Here is a 2,506-nt window from a genome sequence, read left to right on the forward strand (position 1 = left end):
GCCCCCAAGCCCGATGAGGGCCGGCTCGCGCAGCAGATTGAACAGCGCTTCGCGGACATCCAGGCCAAGCGCGACCACTTCTCCGTGCTCGGCGTGCCCCAGGACGCCTCACGCGACCAGGTGAAGGCCGCCTTCCTGAGCCTCGCCAAGGTCTTCCACCCGGACCGGCTGCCGCCGTCGCTGCCCCACCTGGCGCAGAAGATGACCTCCGTCTTCGAGTCCATCCGCGAGGCCTACGAGGTCCTCCACGACGACGCGCGCCGCAAGAGCTACCAGCAGACGCTGCAGGGCGCGCAGGCCCTGCCCAAGCCTCCGTCCGCCGCGTCCGGTGGCCGCCCCGGCTCCCCGCAGTCCGCCCGCTCCGACACGAACGCGGAGGACCTCTTCAAGATGGGCGAGGTCTACTTCCGCAAGCGCGACTTCCTCGCCGCCGTCGAACACTACGAGCGCGCGCACGCCCTGGACCCCAAGCCCCTGTACCTGGCCGCTCGCGCCTGGGCCGTCTACATGGATCCCAGCCGCAAGGCCGACATGCCCCGCGCCAAACAGTGGATGGCGGATGCGGTGCGCCTGGACCCGAACTGTGATCGCGCCCACTACCAGCTGGGCGTCATCGCCCGGGTGGAGAACGACATGGACCGCGCCGAGCGCCACTTCCGCGAGGCGGTGCGCGCCAACCCCAAGCACCTGGAGGCGAACCAGGAGCTGCGGCTCATCGACCTGCGCAAGAAGAACCCCCCCAAGAAGGGTCTCTTCCGCTGACCTGCTTGTCCTCCAGGGAGGGAACCGGACGGTTTTCCGGACAGTCCCGCCCATTGACACACCTGGAAACCGGGCCCGATGCTTGCTCCTGCGGGGCGCGCCCGCCGGATCCGCCGCCCCTCCTGTTTTGAAAGGCATGCAACGTGGCCAAGCAGCACCTGCTCCTGGTCGATGGTGACGCGAAGAGCCTGCGCGTGATGGAGGTCAGCCTGAAGAAGGCGGGCTTCTCCGTCACGACGGCGATCCACGGCAAGGACGCGCTGGAGAAGGTGCAGATCAGCCCTCCGGACCTCGTGCTGGCGGACACGAAGATGCCGGAGATGGACGGCTTCGAGCTCTGCAAGACGCTCAAGTCCGACGAGCGCTTCAAGTTCATCCCCTTCGTCTTCCTGACGAACCAGAAGTCGGTCGAGTTCAAGGTGCGCGGCCTTGAGCTGGGCGGCGACGACTACCTGACGAAGCCGATCTACATCAAAGAGATCGTCACCCGCGTGAAGATGATCCTTCAGAAGGCCGAGAAGGAACGCATCGAGAAGCGCGAGACGACCAAGGGCGGCTTCGCGGGCAGCCTCGCCGACATGGGCGTCGTGGACCTGGTCCAGACCTTCGAAATCGGCCGCAAGACGGGCGTCATCGCCATCCAGGGCGAGCGCACCGGCACCGTCTACTTCAAGGAAGGCCGCGTCGTGGACGCGGAGCTGGGCCGGCTCAAGGGCGAGAACGCCTTCTACCGGCTGCTCAACACGTTCGAAGGCCAGTTCGACGTGCAGTTCACCACGCTCGACAGGCCCGAGCGCATCGAGGTCTCCACGCAGGGCCTGCTCATGGAGGGCATGCGCCGGCTCGATGAGTGGGGCCGGATGCTCGAGCAGCTCCCGCCGCTGGAGACGGTCTTCGAGATCGACTACCACCAGCTCGCGGATCGCCTGTCGGAGATCCCCGACGAGGTGAACGGGCTCTTGCGCCTGTTCGACGGCAAGCGCGCGCTGTCGCGCGTGGTGGAGGACTCGGACTTCGAGGACCTGGCCGCGCTGGGCATCATCAGCAAGCTGTACTTCGAGGGACTCATCCGCGAGCTGGGCAACGCGCCGCTGGAGCCCGTGCAGAGCAGCAAGCCCGGCATCGAGCAGTGGCTGAACGCCGCCCCGCCCATCCCGGTGGAGGTCGCGCCCGCGGCCGCCGAGCCCGAAGCCGCGCCCGCCGAGCCCGTGGTCCCCGTCGAGGAAGCGCCCGTCGAGCCCGAGGTCGCCCCCGTGGCGGAGGTGGAGCTCGCGGTGGAGCCCGCGCCGAGCGCGCACGTGGACGAGGTCACGCCCGTGGCGGAAGGTGTGCCCGCGCCGCACGCGGTGCAGCCGGCGCAGGTGATCATCTTCCCGCCGCGCGCGCGCCCCGGCGAGGGCAGCGCTCCCCCCGCGTTCGGCCAGGACGCCGCGGAGCCTGTCGTCCCGCCGCTGTCGCAGGAGGGGTCCGCCTTCCTCGTGGAGCCGCCCCCGGCGCACCGTGCGGTGGACCACGCGCGGCGCAGCCTGCTGCTCGACTGGGGCCGGGTGGACACGGAGGGCCTGAGCGCCTCCAGCACCTGGGGCCCTGGCTCCGTCTGGTCGCCCGCGCCCCGCGCGCCCCTCTCCCCGCAGGGCCCGTCCGCCGCCGTGGTCGCCGCGCCCGCGCCGGCCGCCGCGGAGCCGCCGCTGTCGCGCGCGCCCATCTTCGGGGGCGCCGCCATCGCGCCCAGCCCGCTGGCGCC

Annotated in this window: 2 protein-coding genes; both read left to right on the forward strand. The window is 70.4% G+C overall.

The window, feature by feature from the left end; translation table 11 throughout:
• Positions 1-762: J domain-containing protein (locus D7V93_RS41670; RefSeq protein ID WP_120648514.1), on the forward strand; the 762-nt coding region annotated here is incomplete at its 5' end.
• 143 nt (positions 763-905) lie between these two features.
• The coding region (locus D7V93_RS41675) for a response regulator (protein ID WP_120648515.1) at positions 906-2,506 on the forward strand (1,601 nt) is incomplete at its 3' end.

This window comes from Corallococcus llansteffanensis (assembly GCF_003612055.1).
Lineage (GTDB): Bacteria > Myxococcota > Myxococcia > Myxococcales > Myxococcaceae > Corallococcus > Corallococcus llansteffanensis.